21 protein-coding genes and 4 tRNA genes are annotated in these 19,627 nt (G+C 49.8%); 13 read left to right on the top strand and 12 right to left on the bottom strand.

Annotated features, from left to right (window positions below; genetic code table 11):
- The 12 genes from ABYP73_RS03585 to ABYP73_RS03530 all read right to left on the bottom strand — a co-directional run.
- On the bottom strand, positions 1-658 hold a 658-nt coding region (locus ABYP73_RS03585), incomplete at its 3' end, for a M20/M25/M40 family metallo-hydrolase (protein ID WP_372973466.1).
- A 67-nt stretch (positions 659-725) separates the two neighbouring features.
- Complete coding sequence (gene trpA / locus ABYP73_RS03580; RefSeq protein WP_372944661.1) at positions 726-1,496, bottom strand: tryptophan synthase subunit alpha; 771 nt, start codon at positions 1,494-1,496, stop codon at positions 726-728.
- Between the two features lie 17 nt (positions 1,497-1,513).
- Complete coding sequence (gene trpB, locus ABYP73_RS03575) at positions 1,514-2,698, bottom strand: tryptophan synthase subunit beta (RefSeq protein WP_372944668.1); 1,185 nt, start codon at positions 2,696-2,698, stop codon at positions 1,514-1,516.
- Positions 2,699-2,700: 2 nt separating this feature from the next.
- Positions 2,701-3,348, bottom strand: coding sequence for a phosphoribosylanthranilate isomerase (locus ABYP73_RS03570; RefSeq protein WP_372944662.1), 648 nt, complete (start codon positions 3,346-3,348; stop codon positions 2,701-2,703).
- Positions 3,345-4,130, bottom strand: coding sequence for an indole-3-glycerol phosphate synthase TrpC (trpC, locus tag ABYP73_RS03565; RefSeq protein WP_372944663.1), 786 nt, complete (start codon positions 4,128-4,130; stop codon positions 3,345-3,347). Before trpC ends, ABYP73_RS03570 begins: the two co-directional genes overlap by 4 nt.
- A 2-nt stretch (positions 4,131-4,132) precedes the next feature.
- On the bottom strand, positions 4,133-5,122 hold the full coding sequence (trpD, locus tag ABYP73_RS03560; RefSeq protein WP_372944664.1) for an anthranilate phosphoribosyltransferase: 990 nt from the start codon (positions 5,120-5,122) through the stop codon (positions 4,133-4,135).
- Positions 5,119-5,688, bottom strand: a complete 570-nt coding sequence (locus ABYP73_RS03555; RefSeq protein ID WP_372944665.1) for an aminodeoxychorismate/anthranilate synthase component II — start codon at positions 5,686-5,688, stop codon at positions 5,119-5,121. The genes trpD and ABYP73_RS03555 overlap by 4 nt, the downstream gene beginning before the upstream one ends.
- On the bottom strand, positions 5,689-7,086 hold the full coding sequence (locus ABYP73_RS03550) for an anthranilate synthase component I family protein (protein ID WP_372944666.1): 1,398 nt from the start codon (positions 7,084-7,086) through the stop codon (positions 5,689-5,691).
- A 245-nt stretch (positions 7,087-7,331) separates the two neighbouring features.
- Positions 7,332-8,873, bottom strand: a complete 1,542-nt coding sequence (locus ABYP73_RS03545; RefSeq protein ID WP_372973465.1) for an aryl-sulfate sulfotransferase — start codon at positions 8,871-8,873, stop codon at positions 7,332-7,334.
- A 114-nt stretch (positions 8,874-8,987) separates the two neighbouring features.
- Positions 8,988-9,569 carry a YceI family protein gene (locus tag ABYP73_RS03540; RefSeq protein ID WP_372973464.1) on the bottom strand — a complete coding sequence of 194 codons (582 nt, stop codon included), beginning with the start codon at positions 9,567-9,569 and terminating at the stop codon, positions 8,988-8,990.
- A gap of 38 nt (positions 9,570-9,607) precedes the next feature.
- A complete protein-coding gene (locus ABYP73_RS03535) occupies positions 9,608-10,240 on the bottom strand; it encodes an NAD(P)H-dependent oxidoreductase (protein ID WP_372945907.1) in 633 nt (210 codons plus the stop codon).
- Between the two features lie 7 nt (positions 10,241-10,247).
- A complete protein-coding gene (locus ABYP73_RS03530; protein ID WP_372945906.1) occupies positions 10,248-10,694 on the bottom strand; it encodes a MarR family winged helix-turn-helix transcriptional regulator in 447 nt (148 codons plus the stop codon).
- 177 nt (positions 10,695-10,871) lie between these two features.
- Here ABYP73_RS03530 and ABYP73_RS03525 point away from each other — a divergent pair, with 177 nt between their 5' ends.
- The 13 genes from ABYP73_RS03525 to ABYP73_RS03465 all read left to right on the top strand — a co-directional run bounded on the left by ABYP73_RS03525 (position 10,872) and on the right by ABYP73_RS03465 (position 19,591).
- Positions 10,872-11,180, top strand: coding sequence for a rhodanese-like domain-containing protein (locus ABYP73_RS03525; protein ID WP_372945905.1), 309 nt, complete (start codon positions 10,872-10,874; stop codon positions 11,178-11,180).
- 122 nt (positions 11,181-11,302) lie between these two features.
- The gene (locus tag ABYP73_RS03520; protein WP_372973467.1) at positions 11,303-11,617 is read left to right on the top strand and encodes a DUF2851 family protein; all 315 of its coding nucleotides are present in this window, start codon (positions 11,303-11,305) and stop codon (positions 11,615-11,617) included.
- A 119-nt stretch (positions 11,618-11,736) separates the two neighbouring features.
- Positions 11,737-11,964, top strand: coding sequence for a PspC domain-containing protein (locus ABYP73_RS03515; RefSeq protein WP_129602635.1), 228 nt, complete (start codon positions 11,737-11,739; stop codon positions 11,962-11,964).
- Between the two features lies 1 nt (position 11,965).
- Positions 11,966-12,976 carry a TrkA family potassium uptake protein gene (locus ABYP73_RS03510; RefSeq protein ID WP_372945904.1) on the top strand — a complete coding sequence of 337 codons (1,011 nt, stop codon included), beginning with the start codon at positions 11,966-11,968 and terminating at the stop codon, positions 12,974-12,976.
- Positions 12,977-13,067: 91 nt separating this feature from the next.
- Positions 13,068-15,131: an amino acid carrier protein gene (locus tag ABYP73_RS03505; protein WP_372973463.1), complete on the top strand. Its 2,064-nt coding sequence runs from the start codon at positions 13,068-13,070 to the stop codon at positions 15,129-15,131.
- Between the two features lie 233 nt (positions 15,132-15,364).
- Positions 15,365-16,210, top strand: coding sequence for a ComEA family DNA-binding protein (locus tag ABYP73_RS03500; RefSeq protein WP_372973462.1), 846 nt, complete (start codon positions 15,365-15,367; stop codon positions 16,208-16,210).
- 14 nt (positions 16,211-16,224) lie between these two features.
- The gene (locus tag ABYP73_RS03495) at positions 16,225-17,388 is read left to right on the top strand and encodes an acyl-CoA dehydrogenase family protein (RefSeq protein ID WP_372973461.1); all 1,164 of its coding nucleotides are present in this window, start codon (positions 16,225-16,227) and stop codon (positions 17,386-17,388) included.
- Between the two features lie 69 nt (positions 17,389-17,457).
- Entirely contained in the window at positions 17,458-17,652 is a 195-nt protein-coding gene (gene rpsU, locus ABYP73_RS03490) for a 30S ribosomal protein S21 (RefSeq protein WP_161434848.1), read from the top strand.
- Between the two features lie 84 nt (positions 17,653-17,736).
- A complete protein-coding gene (locus ABYP73_RS03485) occupies positions 17,737-18,627 on the top strand; it encodes a tyrosine-type recombinase/integrase (protein WP_372973460.1) in 891 nt (296 codons plus the stop codon).
- A gap of 294 nt (positions 18,628-18,921) precedes the next feature.
- Positions 18,922-18,995, top strand: a tRNA-Thr gene (locus ABYP73_RS03480).
- 24 nt (positions 18,996-19,019) lie between these two features.
- Positions 19,020-19,102 (top strand) — tRNA-Tyr (locus ABYP73_RS03475).
- A gap of 253 nt (positions 19,103-19,355) precedes the next feature.
- Positions 19,356-19,428, top strand: a tRNA-Gly gene (locus ABYP73_RS03470).
- 91 nt (positions 19,429-19,519) lie between these two features.
- Positions 19,520-19,591 (top strand) — tRNA-Thr (locus tag ABYP73_RS03465).
- Positions 19,592-19,627 lie beyond the last annotated feature (36 nt).

Genomic DNA, 19,627 nt, shown 5'->3' with positions numbered 1-19,627 from the left:
AGGCGTGTACGGGCCCGTCATTGATCATCAGGAAATCTGCCGCCAGGAGCTCCCTGTATTGCTTCACTGCTTTTGGGAGGGGCTTACTGCTCTTTTCTTCTTCTCCATCAAGGATGACCTTGATGTTGAAGGGAATGGCCTTGTTCTCCTTCCTCAACAGGTCGATGGCATTGAGGAACATGACGATAGGTCCCTTATCATCTGAAGTAGACCTGCCAAAAAGCCGCCACTCGTAGTCGATATCATCATTGAGTTCATCAAAAGACCTTTCGGTAAAGGTTCCGTTTTCCGGGGCTTTCAATACGACCTTATAAGGATTGCTTTGATCCCATTTGGAAGGATCGACCGATTGCCCGTCAAAATGCATATAAAGAAGTACGGTGGGTTTGTCGTCTTCCATGGGCAGGGCTGCAAAGAAAAGGGGCCTTCCTTCTGTGGGGAGGACCGAGGTATTAAATCCCCTGTCATTGAACTCTCGTGTCAGCCAGCTGATGTTCCGGTTGATATCCGCTGCGTCAAGGGCGTCGTTGGGGATGCCCACGAACTGTACGAGTTCGTCAATGGCGTGGCGAACCTGCGACTTCAGGGTTGCTTCATCCTGGGCAAAACCCATCAATCCAAAAAACAGGCAAAACAGGATTCCAAACGATCGTTTCATGTGTCAGTGGTTTAGTATTTAAAAGTACATTTTTGCTCCTTCTTCACAAGCACTTTTCCTTTAGAATTCAGGACCGGGATCTGATGGATCGTATAAAGGGTGCGATTCCCGCCTTGCCTTCCCTGGTCAGCATCTTGATAAAGGCAGAGCCGATGATCGCCCCTTTGGCAAGGTGGGTGGCCTGGGAAAAAGTGTTTGCATTGCTGATCCCAAAACCTACGATGCAGGGGTTCTTCAATCCCATGGCGTGGATCCGCTCAAAATAAGCCTGTTGTTCCTCCCCGAACCCTTCCCTGGCCCCTGTTGTACTCGCTGAACTGACCATGTAGATAAAACCGTCTGAACCCTGATCAATTTTTCGGATGCGTTCTTCTCCGGTCTGAGGGGTAATGAGGAATATATTGAGCAGGCCATTCGCCTTAAACAGCTCCTTGTATTCCTCTTGATACACATCGAGGGGAAGGTCGGGTAGTATGAGGCCGTCAATCCCTATTTCCCGGCACCTGTTGCAGAAGGCTTCCACCCCGTACTGCAGGACGGGGTTGAAGTACCCCATGATGATCAGGGGTACCTGTATCTTATCGCGTATCCCTTCCAGTTGCCGGAACAGCAATTCCGTGTGCATCCCGTTCTTCAGTGCGGCTGTCGAACTTTCCTGAATGGTCGGGCCATCTGCAAGGGGGTCGCTGAAGGGCAGGCCGATCTCGATCATGTCTACCCCTTCCTGTTCCAAAGCCTGGAGGATGGGAACGGTATCTTCCAGTTCCGGATATCCCGCCGTGAAATATATGGACAGCAGCTTGTGTCCCGTCTGCATTTTTTCCTGAATTCTGTTCATATCGTCTTCCTGAGAATTTACAATTTAAAATAGTCGATATAGGTCTGCAGGTCCTTGTCGCCCCTGCCCGACAGATTGATGACCACGATATCCTCAGGCTTGAATTTCCTGTAGTCAAAGATGGCAAAGGCATGGGAGGTTTCGATGGCTGGAATGATCCCTTCGAGCTGGGAGACCATGAGTCCGGCAGCCATCGCCTCGTCGTCCGTGATGGGGATGAAGTCTGCCCGGCCCGATTTAAATAAATGAGCGTGCATGGGCCCAACTCCGGGATAATCGAGTCCGGCTGAAATGGAGTACGGTTCCGTGATCTGCCCATCCCCCGTCTGCATCAGCAACGTCTTGCTGCCATGGATGATCCCTACCTTACCCAGGGCTGAGGTAGCAGCACTCTCCCCCGAGTCCACTCCTTTTCCTGCTGCTTCTACAGCGATGATCCCTACGTTCTCATTGTCGAGGTAGTGGTAATAGGTCCCGGCGGCATTGCTCCCGCCCCCTACACAGGCCACCACGTAATCCGGATCTTCCCTGCCTTCTTTTTCTTTTAACTGCCATTTGATCTCCTCGGAGATCACCGCCTGGAAACGAGCCACCATGTCGGGGTAGGGGTGTGGCCCTACTACGGAACCTATGATATAATGGGTGTCTACGGGGTTGTTGATCCAGTCTCGTATGGCTTCATTCGTCGCGTCCTTAAGGGTGCGGCTTCCGGATTTTGCAGGTCTGACCTCTGCTCCCAGCATTTTCATCCGGGCTACGTTTGGTGCCTGGCGGGCGATATCCACCTCTCCCATATACACGATACATTCCATGCCCATCAGGGCGCATACCGTTGCTGTGGCCACCCCGTGCTGCCCGGCACCTGTCTCTGCGATGATCCGGTGCTTGCCCAGTTTTTTCGCCATCAGGATCTGTCCTATGGTGTTGTTGACCTTGTGGGCACCCGTATGACAAAGGTCTTCCCGTTTCAGGTAGATCCTGGTGTTGAATTTTTCCGATAGCCTTTTGGCGAAATACAGGGGGGTGGGCCTTCCTACATAATCCCTCAGGAGTAGACGGAATTCCTCCTGGAACCCGGGTTCCTCCATGATACGGAGGTAGTTTTGCCGAAGTTCTTCGGTGTTGGGATAGAGCATTTCCGGGATAAAGGCTCCGCCGAATTCCCCGTAATACCCCTTTTCATCTGCCTGGTACCTGTTCATTTTCATAGTCGTATTTTTTCTATAAATGTTTGGAGCTGACCGGGGTCCTTGAGGCCCGGCTGCATCTCAAAAGCGCTGTTCACATCGATGGCATGGCACTTCTTCGCCAGGGAGGTCCCCATGAAATTCCGGAGATTTTCCACCTCGGCAATTCCAATTCCTCCGCTGAGGAAAAAAGGAGTTTGGAGGTCGTAGCCCTCCAGGAGTTTCCAGTCGAAGGCGAATCCGTTTCCACCAGGGAGCGGACCCTTGCTGTCGAAGAGGAAATAGTCGACCTTTCCCTCGTAGGGATGTAAGTCCCCAAAGGAAAAAGACTGCCCGACGGCTATGGCTTTGACGATCTCAATCTTTCTTTCCGGCCCGGCCAACCTTTTGAGTTCCTGCCGAAGGGAGGTGCAATACTCAGGGGGCTCCCCGCCGTGCAATTGCACCAGGTTGAGATTTAAGTCCTTCACTTTCTCCAGGATAAAGGAGATCGAGGCGTCCACAAAGACCCCTACCTTCCCGATGGGTTCCGGAAGTTCAGGGATAGGCCCCGTGAAATACCGGGAAGAGGGTTCCCAGAAAATAAAGCCCATATAGTCGGGCATCAGTTGGGACACCTGCTCCATATTCTCCGGGTACTTCATACCGCACACCTTGATCCTCATGATTCCAGGGTTTTAATAAATTCTGCAGCCCTGGCCCCGGGATCCTGGGACGTCATAAAGTGTTCCCCTATCAGGAAGCCCCTGAACCCGTGTTCCCTTAAGTCTTTGATTGCCTCTGTACGCGATATCCCGCTCTCCGAGACCTTGACGACCTCATCGGGGATGTTGGGTCCGATCCTTTTGCTGTTCTCCAAAGAAACCTCAAAGGTCTTCAGGTTCCGGTTATTGACCCCTACCATCTGAATTCCCGGGATGAATGCCCTGTCCAGTTCTTCCTCATCGTGTACCTCGAGCAGGATCTCCATGCCCAGGCTATGAGCCAGGCGGGTGAAATCCCTTACCTGTTCTGGCTCCAGGATGGAGGCGATCAGCAGGATCACGTCTGCCCCATGAGCCCTGGCTTCCAGGATCTGGTACTCGTCAATAATGAATTCCTTGCGCAGGAGGGGAAAACGGGTGGCAGCCCTGGCCATTACCAGGTCTTCCAGGCTTCCGCCGAAGAAATGCGTATTTGTGAGGACAGACATACCGCAGGCACCGGCCCTCTCATATCCTTTGGCAACCTGGTCTACCGGACTGTGCTGGTTGATCCTGGGCAGGGAAGGAGACCTCCTTTTGAATTCGGAAATGATCCCGCTTTTACTGTTTTTCAAAGCGGCAGAAAGCGATTTTACAGGGCTTCCAAAAAGGGGAGACCTCTCAAATTGATCTTGCGGGAAGAGGGTCTTTTTAAGGGCGATCTCCTGGGCCTTTTGCTGTACTATTTTTTGAAGGATATCCATGATCAGCTGATTTCTTGCAGGGTTTTAAAGGCTTTTAACGCCTCACCCCTCATCAGGGATTCTCTGGCGATCTCAAATCCCTCCCTGGGGGAGATGTCCCTGACGGTGGCAATGGCAATTCCCGCATTGGCGCAGACCACACTGTTCTGCGCCTCCGTTCCTTTTCCCTGAAGGACGTCCATGAAGATCTGAGCGGAAGCTTCTATGGAATTCCCGCCGGTGATCTCTTCCTGACGTATTTGTTTTATCCCGAAATCATCCGGCAACAGCATGGATTCCGAGGTATGTGAGATGGTCTTGGTGCGCCCGGTGAGAGAGATCTCGTCATATCCGTCGAGGGCGTGCAGGATGGTGTATTTCTTGTCTGTGTTCTGGTAGAGGTAGCCGTACATCCGGGCCAGTTCGAGGTTGAATACGCCCACGATCTGGTTTTTTGGGAAGGCGGGGTTTACCATGGGTCCAAGCATGTTAAAAAAGGTCTTTACTCCCAGTTCTCGCCGGATAGGGGCTACGTTTTTCATGGCGGGGTGGAACAGGGGTGCGTGCAGGATGCAGATCCCTGCAGTATCGATGCACTTTTTGAGATAGCCTTCCTCGTTGCTAAACCTGATACCCAGGAATTCCAGGACGTTGCTGCTCCCACAGGTGGAGGATACTCCGTAGTTCCCGTGCTTGGTGACCGGTATTCCGGCCCCCGCCGTCACGAAGGACGCCAGGGTGGAGATGTTGAAGGTGTCTTTTCCGTCTCCGCCCGTTCCGCAGAGGTCCACGGGATCGTATGCAGCCAGGTCCACCGCCAGGCAAAGTTCCAGAAGAGCATCCCTGAAACCTTCCAGTTCCTCTATGGTCACGCTCCTCATCATGTACACGGTCAGGAAGGCGGCTGTCTGGGACGTATTGTATTCACCTCTGGCCATCCTGATCAGGATGTTTCTGGCATCTTCCCTGCTCAGGACTTCGTGGTTGATCAGCCGGTTCAATGTTTCTTTCATGGTCTCTTCTGTATCCAGTTCTCGATTATCTTTTTTCCTTCCGGGGTGAGGACGGACTCGGGATGGAACTGTACCCCACTTACATCAAAATCCCGGTGCCTTAGTGACATAAGCTGGCCGTTCCCGTCAAAGGAGGTAGCGATGAGTTCTTCAGGCAGATCCGGGTCGACTACCCAGGAATGGTAGCGTCCTACCGAGATCCTCCGCGGCAGGCCCGAAAACAAAATGTCGTCCTTCACGATATCTATTTCAGTGGCTATACCGTGATATACCTCAGGGAGGTTGATCAGCCGCCCTCCGAATACCTCTCCGATCGCCTGTTGTCCCAGGCAGACCCCAAAAATACTCCGCGTAGGGGCAAAGGCGGATATGATCTCCTTCAGTAGGCCTGCCTCATCCGGGATACCCGGTCCGGGACTCAGCACGATCTTCTGATAGGGTTCCACATCCTGTAAGGTGAGTTTATCGTTCCTTTTCACGGTTACCTCACATCCCAGTTCCTCCAGGTAATGTACCAGGTTAAAGGTGAAACTGTCGTAATTATCGATCATCAATACCTTCATCATCTACAGTTCTTCAGCGATTTCCAGTGCTTTGTTAAGGGCACCGAGTTTGTTGTAGGTTTCCTGCAATTCATTTTCCGGATCGGAAGCTGCTACCAGTCCGGCTCCGGCCTGGTAGTAGAGTGTATGATCCTTGCTCAGGAAGGTCCTGATCATGATGGCGTGGTTGAAGTTCCCGTGGAAATCCATAAAGCCGATCGCTCCCCCGTAGTACCCCCGGTTCGTCGGTTCATACTCCTCGATCAGCTGCATGGCCCTGTGTTTGGGAGCCCCACTCAATGTACCCGCGGGGAAGGTGTCTGCAACTACCTTGAGGGTGTCAATATCCTTCTTTTTCATGGCACTGACCTTGGAGACCAGGTGGATCACATGCGAAAAGTATTGCACTTCCCGGTAGTTCTCAACCTTTACGCGGGTGCCGTTCCTGCTGAGGTCGTTCCGTGCCAGGTCTACCAGCATCACGTGCTCACTGTTCTCCTTGGCATCCTCGGAGAGCTTTTTGGCCAGCACGGCATCCTCTTCGTCATTCCCCGTCCTTTTGAAAGTTCCTGCAATAGGGTGTATCTCGGCCTTTCCGTCCTTGACGATCAGCTGGGCCTCCGGGGAACTCCCGAAGATCTTAAAGTCCCCATAGTCGAAATAAAAGAGGTAAGGAGAGGGGTTGATAGAACGCAGGGCCCGGTAGACGTTAAAATCATCCCCTTTGAACTTCTGGGAAAACCTGCGGGAGAGAACGAGCTGGAAAACATCTCCGCGGTGGCAGTGTTCCTTGGCCTTGCCCACGAATTCTTTGTAGGCCTCATCGGCCAGGTTGGTTTGCCTGTTACCCGACTTGGCAAAGGTGTAGGAAGCGAAATTCCGGGCATTGAGCAATTGCTCTATCCGCTCGATATTGTTATCCTGTTCATAGCAGTGCGCAAAGATATAGGCCTCATTCTTAAAGTGGTTGATGGCGATGATGTTCTGGTACACGGCATAAAAGACATCGGGTATAGGAATACGTCCTTCCTTCTCCCGAATCTCCAGATCCTCAAAATAGCGGACGGCGTCATAGGCCATATATCCAAAGAGGCCATTATGGATGAATTTGAAATCCTGAGGATCGACTTCGAACTGGGACGCAAAATTATGTATGGTATGGGCTACATCCGAAGTGGCATCGATCTTTCTTTCCCGTACTTTCCCATCCGGAAATGATTCCGTGATTCGCTCATCTTCCACTGTGATGGAAGCGATAGGATTGCAGCAGATATAGGAGAAGGTGTTGTCGTTGGCCCTGTAATCGCTGCTCTCCAAAAGAATGCTATTTGGAAAGGTATCGCGGATCTTCAGGTACACGCTCACCGGGGTGATGGTATCCGCCAGGATCTTTTTGTAGTGGGTCTGGAGTTTATACGCCATTTATGTTATGGATTACTTTGGTGTTCACAGGTCCTTTAAGAAAGCAAAAAGGCTTGTCGTGACAGACAAGCCTTTTCGTACAGTAGTACTTCAATGTGCTTCGCTCACGACATCAGACGTAAGTTTTTCCACCACCAAGTATGTACTGCAATTCTTTTCATATTGCCAAATATAGAAAGGAATACCATAATATTCAAAACAAGGAGGACAATCTTGCAAAAAATGTTCTCCATCTAAAAACGCCCTCAGTATTTCAGAGGCATTCTTTCCGACCTGTAAAGGATATCCGTCTGTCCCCAGGAAGGGGTTTTATTCCCATTTACACTCTTCATATAAACGGTAGCTTCAAACACTTCCTTCTTGCTTTCCCTGTCTACCTCCACGATCTTACCGGCCAGCCTTCCTTTCTGCTTGGTATAGCCTGAGGTGACCAGCACCGTATTGGTCTCAGGCAGAAAATCCACATCACTGACGATGGTAGAAAAGAATTCCGTTCCCCTTTCCTTTCCGTACTGCCAGAGTTGTTCCACCGTCTTCTTTTCCTCATCGATCCTGTATTCCACAGCCCGGGAATACTGCACCTGTGCATCGTAATTGCGATAGGTGCCGTTATCGAACACGAGCAAGGTGCCATCGGGCATTAGTTTGGGAGCGTGCGGCCCCCAGGTGAAGTCGAATGTATCAGCACTTTCCGTACCCATCTGCACAGCATCCGAAAAAGGCTTACCGGTGCTGTCGACGGCAGTGAGGAGGAAGGGAGCGGTCTCAAACCCGTCTCCATTTCTGCCGGAAGGCCCCCAGTTTTTTTTCGGCGCCAGGATCCATTCCAGTTCGTTGTTCCAGGAGATCTTGAAAAGGCCCTGGTTTTTCCCGGATACGATGATGGAGTTGTCGCGCTCATCGAAGGCGAGTCCGTTCATGTGCAACCAGTCTCCGGGTCGAAAGAAATTCAGGTCCTTGCGGCTCACGTCCATTACATGGGCCACGTCCCATTCTCGGACCATCCTGGACTGTTTCCTGTCGAAGAGGATGATGAAGTCGCTGTCGGATTCCACGAAATTCCCATCGAGCTTGATGAAATTATTGCGCTTGCCCACGCAGATCAGCAGGTTGCCGTCCGGGAGTTCCACAACATCGTGGTGCATTCCGTAATTGTTGTTGATGGAGATCTCGTTGACGATCTTACCGAGCATGTCGAACTCGTAGATCACGTGACGGCTGACCATCAAAAGGGTTCCATCGCGTAGCCTTTGGAAGGGAGCTACCATTTTACCTGCAAAACTGAGGTCGAGGTACCATCTGATGTTTCCCTCGTCATCAAAAATGAAGGGGGTCGAACGGAACGTGCCACGGTTGGCCAGGTGCAGATCACAGCCGTGCATGCCCTCGGCCATTTTGCTTCTGTCCACAGTGTTGACCACGACATGGGGAAAGATCGATGGGAGTTTACCGGTACGGATCTCGAGGGTATCCCTGACTTCCCCTCCGGCATAGGTGAGGGTGACCGCTACTCTGTTTTCCAGGTCGGGGTAAAGACCGACCACCGGTATCTCCAGTTCTTTGCCTTCTTGTTCGAAATGCTGTTCCACGGGAATGCTCCCTAAAACTTTTACGGAGGCTTTGACTGGCTGTTCGGCCTCAATGTGCAGCATAGCCGTCAGAGGGGCGATGTTGTTAGGGTTGAGGGCAGGCTCGATAGAATAATCAAAGCCTGAACTGCAACTGTTCATCAGGATCATGCAGGCGGGGCAGAGGATGTAAATCAGGATACTGCGGAGACGGGTCATGGAATAAAATTTTGCCCAAAAATAGAATTTTAGGCTCAAATACGCGACATGGGTTTGGGAAACAAAAAAACCTGCACAAAGCTGTACAGGTTTTTAAAAGATTAGGTCAGACTCTTAGAACTGAAGGTCTACCACGAGGTCAAATTCGTCGTAGATGGTCTTGTCGCCCAGGTTGTCAAAGAAACTCCCAGATCCATAACGGACATTGTACTCGGCCCTGTCGATCTTGGCAGTTGCAGTAGCCTTGTTCCCGTAAATGGAGACATCGAAGGTGATCGGCTTGGTGATTCCCTTGATGGTAAGGTCGCCTGTTACCTCGTAAGAGTTCTTTCCTGTAGATTTCACGTCTGTGAATACCAGGGTAGAGGTTGGGTGATTAGCTACACCAAAGAAATCGTCGGATTTCAGGTGTCCTTCCAGTTTTTCTTTGTACTCTCCTTCCAGGTCAGTGGAGATCAGGCTGGTCATGTCTACGGTGAAGTTTCCGCCTACCAGGCTGGTTCCATCGAACATCAGGTTGCCTTCGGTGAGTTGTACCAGTCCGGTGTGGGAACCTGTAACCTTGTAGGCCTTCCACATCACTGAGCTGGCATCTGTTTTAACGGCTTTGGTTACGACTTCAGTAGGCTCTGTTGCTGCAGAAGCAAAACTACCGAAAACGACGGCCATGGTGATACTGAGAATTGTTTTTTTCATGTTTTTAATTTTTAAGGATTAGATACTAGTTGTGAGAATTATATATGGGTAAATAAACTTTCTTTGGGTCTTCTGACCTTTTTGAAATGCTGGGTCTCGTCTTCTTCGGATCGGTAGCCCAGGGCCACGACCACGGAGGTGGTAAGGTCCTTTGCATCGAGTTTCAGGATACGGTCGTAGGCTTCCGCTTCAAAACCTTCCATAGGGCAGGAATCGATCTCCATGACCCCGGCAGCAGAGAGCAGATTGCCCACCGCCAGGTAGGTCTGCTTTGCGGCCCAGGACTCTTTTGCCTCTTCCGGGAGGGGAACCAATTTTGATTTCATGAAATCTCCGTAGGCCTTCAAACCTTCCTGGGGGATCTCACGGACGTTGCTGACTTCGGTCAGGTAACTGTCTATCAACTCCGGCCCAAAGGTCTTTTTGTTGGCGAAGACAAACAGGTGAGAAGCATCTGTGATCTGAGCCTGCCCCCAGGATACTTCTTTGAGTTGAGTTCTGATTTCCGGGTCCGTAACCACAAAGACGTGGTAAGGCTGGAGCCCGAAGGAGGAAGCGCTCAGTCGGGTCGCTTCGAGAAGCAGGTTGAGATCTCTTTCAGAGATTTTTTTATCAGTTTCGAATTTTTTGGTGGCGTATCGCCAGTTCAGACTTTCTAAATAGGAATGCATAATGAGTTTAAAATTTATCTAAGAGTTCATTCAATTGTGCTAGTTCTGATTCGCTGAGTCCGGATACCAGTTCAGCTTCCGTAGTGCTCATCACCTTATCCATTTGTTTCAGCAGTTCAAGGCCTTCTTCGGTGATGGTGATCTCGATTTTTCTGCGATTGGTTTCGCAAACCGAACGATCCACCATTCCTTTGGCCAGCAATTTGTCCACCAGACGGGTCGTGTTGCTCATCTTGGAGACCATGCGCTCGTTAAGAGTAGAGAGGTTGGCAGGACGTTCACCCTGACCCCTGAGTATCCGCAGGACGTTGAATTGCTGAAGCGACACCCCGTAAGGCTTTAAGGCCCATGTGATCCTCTCTATGACTTTGTTGTTGACAAGCATCAGATGGATCAGGGTCCTGCTGGGCAGGGGAATCCTTTTTTGGGTTTTTATGATTTCTTCAACATTCATGTAACTACAACAATTGTATATACAAATGTAAAGAAATATTTGATTACACATGGGACTCTTGTGATAAATATCTGTTAAAGTTTTTTCATCCTGTAAACAGACTCCCGGTGAAACTCCGATATACTTTATCCGGATTTATAAGGAAGTATTCTTATTTTTACCGTCAAAATTTTGGATATGGCTGATCTCACGCAGGAAGAATGGGCGAAGTTGTCCTCTGAAGATCCCAATGGGGTTGTTCTGGACGTACGAACTCCGGAAGAGGTAGAAGAAGGAATCATTGGCGATGCCATGAATATCGACATCTACACAGGTCAGGCTTTTGTCGACGCCCTGGAAAAGCTGGACAAGAGCAAGAATTATTATGTGTACTGTCGGTCCGGTAACCGCAGCGGACAGGCCTGTGCCATCCTCAACAGCCTTGGCTTTCCCAACGCCTACAATCTGAAGGGAGGGATCCTTGAATGGGAAGGTGAGCTGAACTGAGCTCTTTGTTAATCCCTTTTAAGGGTTGATTGCAGCCTGCAGGATTACCTTGCAGGATGCATGAATTTACCCTTCATAAAATCCAGAATAAACTGGGATTTCACCTTGATTTTTGATTTACTATTGCCGGTGACACCGAGCAGATCCTCGTTGCCGGATTTCCCGATATGGGATCGGGACCCGGTATTCATTTGGCCTTAATTCGGATGTTCGATCAACTTTGGTCCAGGCATGTAGCATTGTACATCAGGGCCTCGGATTGGTATCTGAATGGCCATCATCTGGATGAGGCCTTTTCTACAGTGATCCCCGTTTTGCCGGCCTTACGCCAAATGACCAAAAAGGATACCTCAGAGATGTTGCATCAACGGGCTCGGGAAATAAAAGCAGAGGAAAACACGGTAGTGCGCAAGTTCAGGCAGGAAGGGATCCGGTAATGAACGCCCGGGAGTCCCGGGCAATGCTGAAGCTCTATAGAAGGTACTGCCCCAAAAATAAATATCTCCAATGCCGCCGAGGCATCTATTTATTGTATGGAAAATACTAATTTTAGGGCATGAATATCTTCTACCGCCTGCTGTATTTTTTTCAGAAACGGGGATTTGAGGTTTCACGACGCATTGCGGAAAGGCTGGGAATCAGGGCCCGGGTGGTGCGTACTACCTTTATATATCTGACCTTTGTTACCTTGGGTTTTGGATTTGCCCTGTATTTGTTCCTGGCATTTTGGCTGCGGATAAAAGATCTCATTTATACCAAACGCACCTCAGTTTTTGACCTTTAGAATGATTAGACTGTTCCGTTCAAAGATGTATCTCGCCTTAGCACTCACCGTGGTGGTCCTGCTCAGCGGCGTTATAGGATACCGCTATATATCGGACTACAATTGGCTGGATGCGCTCTACATGACGATCATCACCGTGACTACCGTCGGTTTCATGGAAGTGAAACCCCTGGATGCCGAATCGAAGATATTTACTGTGATGCTTATCATCAGCAGTGTGATTATCTTTTCGTTCGCTCTGTCCGTGATTACCGAATATATCCTGAGCAGAAATTCATTGCAACTCCTAAAAAAGAAGAAAGTGAAAAATCAGATTAAAAGTATGTCCCACCACGTGATCGTCTGCGGTTTTGGCCGTAACGGAATGCAGGCTGCGGAGCGTCTCAAAGCCTACAAACGTCCTTTTATAGTGATTGAACGGGATAAGGAGATCATTGAGAAATACGAGGACGAAGTGCTCTTTGTGGAAGGGGATGCGAATGATGACAACGTGTTGCTGGAAGCAGGGGTGGAGCGCGCCAGCTATTTGATCGCAGCTCTACCCGATGACGCCGATAATCTTTTCGTCGTACTCTCTGCGAGACAGCTGAACAAAGGCCTTTTCATTATCAGCAGGGCCACGAAGATCACCTCCCAGAAAAAACTGGAATTGGGCGGGGCCGACAAAGTAATCATGCCTGATAAGATAGGCGGAGACCATATGGCTTCGCTGGTAGTGATCCCAGACCTTATCACTTTTATGGACCAACTGTCCATGGAAGGGGAACACACCACCAACCTGGAAGAGGTGGCAATTGAAGATTTTTCGGATCAGGTAGAGTGTAACTCCCTGAGAGATCTCGATCTCCGGAGGAAGACCGGCTGCACCATTATAGGCTACATCGAGCCCAATGGAAAATACATCATCAATCCTGAGGCCGATATGCCCCTGAAACCCAAGAGCAAGGTCATCGTATTGGGAAGGCCTGAACAGATTCGCAAGCTGAACGAAATGTTCCATATACAGTCTTGATATTTGGGAAAGATTATTTGATTCGGATACTTTTTTTTAGGATATTGCCCGACCGTGCAACCTACCGCCCAATAAAACCCTTATGACATACATGAAAAATTACATTGGCGTTTTTCTGTTCCTTTTCGGTATTTCCCTTTTTTCTCAGGATCTGACAGTTCGTGGGAAAACAGTGAACCCATCAGACAATATCAATGACGGGATGATCCGGCTAGAGGTGGAAGGGGGCACACCGCCATATTCTTACAAATGGAGTAATCAGCAAACCCCTCAAACCTCAAACAAGTCGAGTGGCCTGGTAGAAGGCGTGCCCTATTCGGTTACTGTAACCGATGCTTCGGGTGCCTCTGTCACCCAGGAATATACCGTGGAGACCCAGTCAATTCCAGAGATTTTCAACGGTACCATGGCCCCTGCCGTGAGCGCCCTGGGCAGCGTCCTTTTCTGGGATCCGTTCGAGGCTACCGGGATCTACGACCCAGTGGTCTATGCAGATGTTAAGCTGGTGGCCACCCCAGGATGGTCTGCCACCGTTGATGATCGCTTTGTGTTGAAACAATGGCTGGCCGAGGAAGGCTCCAGGGTTAAAAAAGGACAAAAGATAGCCCTCGTTTCCCGAAATGACGGTTCCGTAGATACCGTAAAAGCTGAAGTGAACGGGAAACTAAAATATCTCACGGGGGAAGGAAAGGTCATCTATAATTCCGAGAACAAAGAACACGTGATAGAGCAAGGAGCTCATTACCTGGCTGAGATCGAATACGACACCCCTGAAGTGGTCCGTCATCCCAACGGAGATCCTGTGACCAAAAATATACCTTTTATTGTAATCTGGCTGGTCCTGGGGGCGACCTTCTTTACCCTGAGGATGGGCTTTATCAACATCAGGGGTTTCAGGCACTCCATCAATCTGGCCAAAGGTAAATACGACGACCCGGATGCCCCCGGGCAGGTGACCCATTTCCAGGCGCTGGCCACTGCCGTTTCCGGTACCGTAGGCCTCGGGAATATTGCGGGTGTGGCCGTAGCTGTATCCCTGGGCGGAGCCGGAGCAACTTTCTGGATGATCGTCTGTGGTTTGCTGGGGATGTCCTCCAAATTCGTGGAATGTACCCTGGGAGTTAAATACAGGGATATCCTTCCGGACGGCCGTGTGTTTGGCGGACCCATGAATTACCTGAGATACGGTCTAGAAAAAAGAAACCTGAAAGGCTTTGGGAAAGTACTTGCCGGCCTGTTTGCCGTGCTGGCAGTAGGTGCGTCTTTTGGAGGGGGTAATATGTTCCAGGCTAACCAGTCCTTTGAACAGCTCGCGGGCCAGTTCTCCATGCTGGAAGGTAATGGGTTCTGGTTCGGTATTCTTACCGCTATCCTGGTCGGAGTCGTCATCATCGGAGGTATTCAGAGTATCGCCAAGGTAACGGGAAGGGTCGTGCCCATTATGGCTTCCATCTACATCCTGGCAGCTCTGGCCGTGATCATAGTAAACATTCAAAATATAGGTCCGGCCTTCTCGGCCATCGTTGAAGGAGCCTTCAGTCCCAGCGCTTTGAAAGGCGGGGTGATAGGGGTTTTGGTGGTCGGATTCCAGCGCGCCGCTTTTTCTAACGAAGCAGGTGTTGGGTCGGCGGCCATAGCCCACAGTACGGCCAAGACCAACAATCCTCCTTCCGAGGGATTTGTCGCCTTGCTGGAGCCCTTTATCGATACCGTGGTAGTCTGTACCCTGACGGCCCTGGTACTTATCTTTACAGGGATGCACGAGGTAGAAGGTATGGCTGGGGCACAGCTCACCTCAGACGCCTTCGGCAGTGTGATCTCCTGGTTCCCCTATGTTCTGGGGATCGCTGTATTCCTTTTTGCCTTTTCCACCATGATCTCCTGGTCCTACTACGGGATGAGGGCCTGGACGTATCTGTTCGGCAAGAGCAGGCGTTCCGAAATGATCTACAAATTACTCTTTCTGGTCTTCGTGGTCGTCGGTGCTTCGGTGAGTCTGGGTGCGGTTCTAGACTTCTCGGATATGATGATCCTGGCCATGTCATTCCCCAATATCATCGGCTTGTATATCATGTCAGGAGAAGTCAGAAAAGATCTCAAGGAATACTGGACCAAACTGAAGAATAATCAGCTCTACACAAAAAAGAGTTCCTGATAGGCAAAGGGTTGGCACTTTGGATATCACGCCTGCGATCCTTCTGGATGATATGCTGATTCCAAAAAGGATTTCGATCAGGGAAATTTCTTACAGGCCGCAGTAAAACTGCAGACCTGAACCATACATTGCATTTTATAACCTTTGTGATCATCGGGGCTTCCGCGTCAAAGGGAGCAGTCTTCGTCTTTTCGGTTGTCATCAAGGCTTTTAAGACCTGACTAGAAAATGCGATGAGATCCCCTTTCCGATATACCAGACAGGAAAAAAGGGGGATCACCATTCTGCTTATCCTGATCGCGTCATTTCAAGGTGTGCTGTGGTTCTACGATCCCGGTTTTAAGTCACACCGTGCTCCCTTGATGACCTTCGACAGTTTAGCCACTATTCCCATGGACAGCCTGGCCGGGCCTGAGAATCCGAACACCTTCAGTCGATTCAGGCCATTTAATCCAAACTTCATCACGGATTATAAGGGCTATCTTTTAGGGATGTCTGCAGAGGAACTGGATCGTTTGTACGATTTCAGGAAGGAAGGCAGGTATGTGCATTCTGCGGAGGAGTTCCGCAGGGTTACCAAGATCTCCGACAGCCTGCTAAAAGCGATCTCCCCGAATTTCTCATTTCCGCAGTTCGGCACAAGAGTAAAATCTGCTGATGGGAGGAAAAAGGTAGCACCGGAGTTCAGAGACCTGAACAAGGCTTCTGCTCAGGACCTGAAGGCAATCTCCGGTATCGGACCTGTGCTATCCTCCCGTATCGTACGCTTCAGGGACAGGCTGGGGGGATTTTTGGTGGATGAGCAGTTGCTTGATGTCTACGGCCTTGATGAGGAGGTGGCAAGGCGAGCCCTAAAGGTTTTCAGGGTTAGGGAGGTCCCCCACATCCGGAAAATCTCTCTCAATAGGGCAGGGGAGGAGGAACTGGGGAAATTAGTGTACTTTGGGAAGAGGTTCGCTAAGAGGATCGTGGCCTATCGGGATAGTATCGGGAGGTTCGACTCTGTCGAACAATTAACAAAAATTGAAGATTTTCCATCGGATCGGATTGACAGAATTAAGCTATATTTGGGCCTGTAAAAAAAATTGCTAGAATGATCACTGGAACAATGACTGAATTTGGGTTTGATTACTCGGAGACGCAGCGCATGGTTGCGGAATCGGCCCGGCAGTTTGCCGAGCAGCATATCAGGCCTTATGTAATGCAATGGGACGAGACCCAGGAATTCCCGGTCGAAGTATTTAAAAAGGCAGGGACCATGGGCTTTATGGGTGTTCTCGTGCCCGAAAGCCTGGGAGGATCAGGCCTGGGATACCACGAATACATCGCCATCATAGAGGAGATCTCCAAGGTGGATCCCTCCATCGGACTCTCTATTGCCGCCCACAACTCACTTTGCACCAACCATATTCTTTCTTTTGGTTCTGCCGCGCAGAAGGATCGATGGATCCCAAAACTGGCAACCGGAGAATGGATCGGGGCCTGGGGTCTTACGGAGCACAATACAGGCTCCGATGCCGGGGGAATGAGTACAACGGCTGTGAAGGATGGGGACGAGTGGATCCTCAATGGGGCCAAGAATTTCATCACCCATGGAAAAAGCGGCGACATTGCCGTAGTGATTGCCCGTACGGGAGAAAAAGGTGACAGCCACGGTATGACGGCTTTTGCCATTGAAAAAGGGACCAGGGGTTTCAGCAGCGGAAAGAAAGAAGATAAACTGGGGATGCGGGCCAGTGAAACGGCCGAACTGGTCTTTGACAACTGTCGTATTCCTGATGAGAACAGGATAGGGGAGATTGGAGATGGTTTTATACAATCCATGAAGATCCTCGACGGGGGAAGGATTTCTATAGGGGCCCTGTCTCTCGGGATAGCCAAAGGAGCCTACGAAGCGGCCCTGAAATATTCCAAGGAGCGGGTACAATTCGGAAAGCCGATCAGTTCCTTCCAGGGGATATCTTTTAAACTGGCCGATATGGCCACGGAGATAGAAGCCTCCGAATTGTTGCTTCACAAAGCTGCCTTCCTGAAGAACCAGGGCAGGAAAATGACCAAATGGAGTGCTATGTCTAAAATGTACGCCTCCGAGATGTGCGTCAGGGTGGCCAATGAAGCGGTACAGATTCACGGTGGCTATGGATACACCAAGGACTTCCCGGTCGAGAAGTTTTACAGGGATGCCAAGTTGTGCACCATAGGGGAAGGCACTACCGAGATTCAGAAAGTGGTGATCGCGAAGAATATTTTAAAATAAGTTTGTTTCTTAATCGGAATTCACCTTATCTTTGCGGTCCGAATCCCAAAAGAAAGGAGGTTGTAGCCCATGTTGATAATACCAGTAAAAGAAGGAGAGAACATAGACAGAGCCCTGAAGCGTTTCAAGCGAAAGTTCGACAGAACAGGGACCATGCGCCAGTTGAGAAAGCGCCAGCAATTCACAAAACCTTCTGTGGAACGCAGACAGCAGATCCAAAAAGCACAATATATTCAGAGTCTCCGAGATAAAGAGGAGATCTAACTCAGAAATCACTCAAGATGAAATCCCGCCCTCCGGCGGGATTTTTTTAATCCCATCTCAGCCTGCCTTTTGTATCTTTGGGTCATGGCCATCGATGCTTTCATCTCTTACTTGTCTTACGAAAAGAAGTACTCTCCGCATACGGTAAAAGCCTACCGGAAGGACCTGGAGGAGTTCAGTGCTTTTTACGCGGAGCAGGATCCGGGATCGGGAATTGAAGATGCGAGTTACGGTGAGATCAGGGAATGGATCGTTCACCTGGTGGAAGAGGGAATCAGCAACCGCAGTGTGAACCGCAAAGTGACTTCTCTGAAGTCTTATTACAAATTCCTTCTCAAGGTGGGTGACGTTTCTGCTAACCCGTTAGCCAGGCATAAGGCTCTTAAAACCCCAAAAAAAGTAGAGATCCCTTTTTCCCAGACGGAAATGGGTGAGCTGTTGAACAGCATTCCATTTGAGGACGACTTCGAAGGAGTGCGCGACCGATTGATCATTGAATTATTTTACGCTACGGGGATACGCCGGTCCGAATTGATCAACCTCGAACTGGGGGACATCGACCTTTCTAACCGGACCCTCAGGGTTTTGGGAAAACGCAACAAAGAAAGGATCATCCCTCTTTTGCCGGGAACAATTCACCTCATAGAGGAGTATCTGTCCCTTCGGGAGAATGAGCTTCTTTCCGCACAGAACCGGGCCGTTTTTCTGACCTCCAAAGGGGAGAAGGTCTATGAAACCCTCGTTTACAGGATCATCAATAGCTATTTCAGCAAAGTGTCCTCCAAGGTCAAAAAGAGTCCGCACATCCTGAGGCATACCTTTGCCACCCACATGCTCAACCAGGGGGCCGATCTGAATTCCGTCAAGGAACTGCTGGGTCACTCCAGCCTGGCATCCACCCAGGTGTATACCCATAACAGCATTGCCGAACTCAAGAAAGTTCACTCGAAAGCTCACCCGAGGAATCAGAAATAATGCCAAGCCTATATAATAAGGTATAACCTGAGTACAAAGGCACAGTTATTAGTGAAAAAAAGACGCTTATACCCTGCTGTGTGCTCAACACTGAAAAATATCGTAAATCCTTATGGGAAGCAGCGGATTTTGCCTGTGATTCCCGGGAACGGAAAATGCTCTCGAGGAAAAGGAAACCTAGGGGTTTTGTCCCTTTAAAATTTTTGTGAAATAGTTTTGTTTAAAACAAAAAATATCTACATTTGCAGTCCGTTAGAAATAGCGGACTTTTTTGTGCTTGAAAAAGCGGTCAAAGCCGATGTAGCTCAGCTGGCTAGAGCACGTGATTTGTAATCTCGGGGTCGTGGGTTCGAGTCCCTCCATCGGCTCGAAAGTTCTTAAAAAAAGGGTTCGGGGAGATACTCAAGCGGCCAACGAGGACAGACTGTAAATCTGTTGGTTTTTACCTTCGCAGGTTCGAATCCTGCTCTCCCCACAAAGATTTTTTAAAGTGGGTGTCGAAAGCTCGCTTTCGTAAAGCCACGACAAAAAATCTTTGATCCTGGTTCACCGAACCAGGATCACCGAACGAAGAGAGGTAATTCGACATGGACCCCCGGTTCAGGATCACCGAACGAAGGGAGGTAATCCAATTTGGACCTCGGTTCAAAGCTCAAATTTCGTAAGGATTTTGAGAATTGATTATCAGTTACAGGTTCGGAATTTGAAATATTGGAAATTAAAGTAACGCGGGAGTAGCTCAGTTGGTAGAGCGTCAGCCTTCCAAGCTGAATGTCGCCGGTTCGAACCCGGTCTCCCGCTCAAGAACTTTGAGTGAACGTTTGCTGTTTGGGGTGATGGTTACACGGGGTGTGGTCAGAAATACCCCCGAACATGAACTCAAACCCAAAATGCCGACGTAGCTCAGGGGTAGAGCGTTTCCTTGGTAAGGAAGAGGTCACGGGTTCAAATCCCGTCATTGGCTCTTATTTTTTAAAATAAAAACAGAACACTAATATTT

This window comes from Muriicola sp., from assembly GCF_041567615.1.
GTDB lineage: Bacteria > Bacteroidota > Bacteroidia > Flavobacteriales > Flavobacteriaceae > Muriicola.
The sequence above is the reverse complement of the archived record's forward strand: the minus strand, read 5'-3'. Positions and strand labels throughout refer to the sequence as shown.

Bases quoted from the DNA above. Each gene is read 5' to 3' on its own strand.
- trpA (WP_372944661.1), bottom strand. From the start codon at position 1,496: ATGAACAGAATTCAGGAAAAAATGCAGACGGGACACAAGCTGCTGTCC.
- ABYP73_RS03510 (WP_372945904.1), top strand. From the start codon at position 11,966: ATGATTAGACTGTTCCGTTCAAAGATGTATCTCGCCTTAGCACTCACC.
- ABYP73_RS03530 (WP_372945906.1), bottom strand. From the start codon at position 10,694: ATGAATGTTGAAGAAATCATAAAAACCCAAAAAAGGATTCCCCTGCCC.
- ABYP73_RS03495 (WP_372973461.1), top strand. From the start codon at position 16,225: ATGATCACTGGAACAATGACTGAATTTGGGTTTGATTACTCGGAGACG.
- ABYP73_RS03505 (WP_372973463.1), top strand. From the start codon at position 13,068: ATGAAAAATTACATTGGCGTTTTTCTGTTCCTTTTCGGTATTTCCCTT.
- ABYP73_RS03515 (WP_129602635.1), top strand. From the start codon at position 11,737: ATGAATATCTTCTACCGCCTGCTGTATTTTTTTCAGAAACGGGGATTT.
- ABYP73_RS03550 (WP_372944666.1), bottom strand. From the start codon at position 7,086: ATGGCGTATAAACTCCAGACCCACTACAAAAAGATCCTGGCGGATACC.
- ABYP73_RS03570 (WP_372944662.1), bottom strand. From the start codon at position 3,348: ATGAGGATCAAGGTGTGCGGTATGAAGTACCCGGAGAATATGGAGCAG.
- ABYP73_RS03555 (WP_372944665.1), bottom strand. From the start codon at position 5,688: ATGATGAAGGTATTGATGATCGATAATTACGACAGTTTCACCTTTAAC.
- ABYP73_RS03525 (WP_372945905.1), top strand. From the start codon at position 10,872: ATGGCTGATCTCACGCAGGAAGAATGGGCGAAGTTGTCCTCTGAAGAT.
- ABYP73_RS03545 (WP_372973465.1), bottom strand. From the start codon at position 8,873: ATGACCCGTCTCCGCAGTATCCTGATTTACATCCTCTGCCCCGCCTGC.
- trpC (WP_372944663.1), bottom strand. From the start codon at position 4,130: ATGGATATCCTTCAAAAAATAGTACAGCAAAAGGCCCAGGAGATCGCC.
- ABYP73_RS03485 (WP_372973460.1), top strand. From the start codon at position 17,737: ATGGCCATCGATGCTTTCATCTCTTACTTGTCTTACGAAAAGAAGTAC.
- ABYP73_RS03500 (WP_372973462.1), top strand. From the start codon at position 15,365: ATGAGATCCCCTTTCCGATATACCAGACAGGAAAAAAGGGGGATCACC.
- rpsU (WP_161434848.1), top strand. From the start codon at position 17,458: ATGTTGATAATACCAGTAAAAGAAGGAGAGAACATAGACAGAGCCCTG.
- ABYP73_RS03535 (WP_372945907.1), bottom strand. From the start codon at position 10,240: ATGCATTCCTATTTAGAAAGTCTGAACTGGCGATACGCCACCAAAAAA.
- ABYP73_RS03540 (WP_372973464.1), bottom strand. From the start codon at position 9,569: ATGAAAAAAACAATTCTCAGTATCACCATGGCCGTCGTTTTCGGTAGT.
- trpB (WP_372944668.1), bottom strand. From the start codon at position 2,698: ATGAACAGGTACCAGGCAGATGAAAAGGGGTATTACGGGGAATTCGGC.
- trpD (WP_372944664.1), bottom strand. From the start codon at position 5,122: ATGAAAGAAACATTGAACCGGCTGATCAACCACGAAGTCCTGAGCAGG.